Annotated in this window: 1 protein-coding gene and 1 pseudogene; one reads left to right on the top strand and one right to left on the bottom strand. The window is 74.9% G+C overall.

The genetic code is table 11. The annotated features are described in order from the left end of the window. Window positions 1–296: 296 nt before the first annotated feature. Window positions 297–989: a hypothetical protein gene (locus tag VNL12_RS19445; RefSeq protein WP_325596820.1), complete on the bottom strand. Its 693-nt coding sequence runs from the start codon at window positions 987–989 to the stop codon at window positions 297–299. Between the two features lie 184 nt (window positions 990–1173). On the opposite strand from VNL12_RS19445, the pseudogene VNL12_RS19440 reads away from it, so the two are divergent. After that, a pseudogene (locus tag VNL12_RS19440) lies at window positions 1174–2570 on the top strand (hypothetical protein); the annotation flags it as partial.

Genomic DNA, 2570 nt, shown 5'->3' with positions numbered 1-2570 from the left:
CTCCAATAGGCGGAGTCGAGCTCGGTGCGCAGCGCGCTCACGAGGTCGTCGACCTCGCCGCTGCGACCGGTGAAGCTGCTACCGAGGCTGTCGAGCTGGTCGATCTGACCACCGATGACGGACATGAGGGTTCTCCTTGGGTCAAGGTCGAGGCACTGCACCCCGATCACCCGCAACGGTACGGACGGTGCGCCCCGCTGTGAACGGGAAGGTCTTCCCACCGTGGCCCGGCCGGGGCGGTGCCGGGGCGACGCGCCCCGGCGCTGGAGACCGCACTGGGCACCGGGGGCGTGGTGTCAGCCCAGTCGCTCGAGGTCGTCCCGGGTGAGGACCGCCGTGGAGATGACGTACTCGGCGAGGCCGCGGAGGGCGTTGTCGCCGTGGAGCCCGGGCACGCCGGCGGCGGTCAGGCGGTTGCGGAGGTACTCGATGCGCTTGACCAGCGTGGTGCGGGGCCAGTCGAGGCGGCTGGCCGCCTCGGCGTAGGTGCGGGGGTTGGGGTCGTGGCGGGGGAAGGGCCGCAGGTAGCCCTCGAACAGCGCGGCCAGAGCCTCCCGATCGGCGTCGTTGACCATCACGCCGGCGCCGACCGCCGTCGCCACCAGGTCGGATCCGGGGGCCGCCCCGTCGGTCCCGGTGCCACGGTCGCCGGCGGCGTCGGGGATCCGCACGACGAGGGCGTGGCGCCGGACCGTGCCGGTGAGCACCACGGTCGACTCGCCCTCGAGCACGAGCCGCCGCCCGGGGGCGACGACGGTGCGGAAGCCGAGGTCGTCGACCACCTCGAGGGGCCGCGACCGGCTCCGGTTGCGGAGCCACCAGTGCCCGTCGTGGTGCGCCACCTCGCCGGCGAGACGCGAGAGGCCCAGGTCGTCGGGCGCGAAGCGCACGGTGCACTCCTCGTCGCGCCCGAAGGTGAAGGGGTGCGCGCCGTCGAGCGGGTGGGTGATCTCGTCGACGGTGACGCTCGGAGGAAGGGGATCGACCATGGCGAGGGGCCGGCGACGGGAAGGGCTCCCCAGTGCGCGTCGGCGGTCGAGAGCGTATCGTTCAGCCCGAGGCGCTCCCGGCGACCCCTTTCGCTCTTCGCGGGTGACGGTGGTGGCCACGGGGAAGGCTCCACGGCGCCGCCTTCGGCGGCGCAGTGCACGCGACGTTCGAACAGGACCACCCATGGCACATCCGTTCGGCCAGCTGGTCAAGGATCCTCGCCGACCGCTGGGCGTCGGCGTGTGCGCGGCCCTGGTGGCGGGATGCCTCGCCCTCTCGTTCGGCACCGGGTACGTCGCCAACAAGGCCGTCTTCTCCGGCTCGTCGGCCTGGGTGCGCCAAGGTGACGACGCCGCCCTGGTCTCCGGCGCCGGTGGCGCGGCCCAGGATCAGGTGCGCGACATCCCCGAGGGCACCATCGTCCAGAACGATGACGGCACCTTCCACACGGTCGGCCCCGCCGCTGGTGGCGAGGGGCGCACGTTCCGGAGCGGCGGGGGCGCCGGACCCGGCGGCACGATCGAGGCCGGCGAGCACGCCGAGCTGTTGAGCGGCCCCGGCGGAGCGTGGCTCGTCGACCCCGACATCGGACGCGTCCAGCCCGTGCGGCTCGCCGACCTCTCCCCCGTCGGCGAGCCCATCGAGGTGGGCCAGCCCCTCGTCGGCCAAGCCCTCGACGTCGACGGCACCCTCTGGGTGCTCGACGACGACGCGCGCGTCCGACGCCTCGACGGCCGCCGGTTCGATGCCGCCCAGCCCATCGAGGTCGGCGACCCGCAGCAGGTCCACCTCGTCACCGTCGGCCAGATGGCCCTCGTCGTCGACCCGGTCCGCGGCCGCATCTCCGAGGCGGGGGGCGGTGGCCGCTGGCAGGTCGACGGCCTCGAGGGCGGGCGGGTCGAGGTGGCGTCCCGCCAGCCCGGTCCGGTGCTGGCCCTGGCGGTGCTGAACGGCTCGGCCCGGCGGCTGGTGGTGCTCGACACCGAGACCGACCGGGCCCTCCCCCCGGTCGACATCGGGCCCGATCCGGTCGCCGCCCCCCTCCCGGTCGGGAGCGAGGTCTACCTGCCCACGGTCACTGGTGCGGGCGAGCAGCGGCTGCGCCGCTTCGTGCTCCCCGACCTCCGCGAGGCCGAACCCGTGGCGGTGCCCTCCGCCGGCGACCCGCCCGACGACCTGACCGACGGTCGCCTGGGCTTCGACGCCTTCTTGAAGGGCACCCGGCTGTGGGCCAACGATCCCTCGAGCAGCCGAGCCCTCACCGTCGGCCGGGGCGAGGAGCCCCGCGAGGTCGACAAGCTCGACCCCACCGGCGCGGCCGACGAGGCGGCCGACGACGAGCGGGCCGATGAGCCCCCGATCGACGAGCCCCCGATCGACGAACCGCCGGTCAGCAACGCACCCCCGATCGACCAGCCCCCGATCGACGAACCGCCGGTCGGCGACGAGCCGCCCATCCCCGAGACCGCCGCACCGCCCGACGCCGCCGACGCGCCACCCATCGCCCGCCCGCCGCCCGTCCCCACCCCGCTCCCCGAGGAGCCGTCGGTCGGCGACGAGCCGCCCATCCCCGATGTCCC

It is taken from the genome of Iamia sp. (assembly GCF_035575815.1).
GTDB lineage: Bacteria > Actinomycetota > Acidimicrobiia > Acidimicrobiales > Iamiaceae > Iamia.
This window is presented reverse-complemented; position numbering and strand designations above follow the sequence as displayed.

Coding starts and splice junctions, on each gene's coding strand:
- VNL12_RS19445 (WP_325596820.1), bottom strand. CDS start 989: ATGGTCGATCCCCTTCCTCCGAGCGTCACCGTCGACGAGATCACCCAC.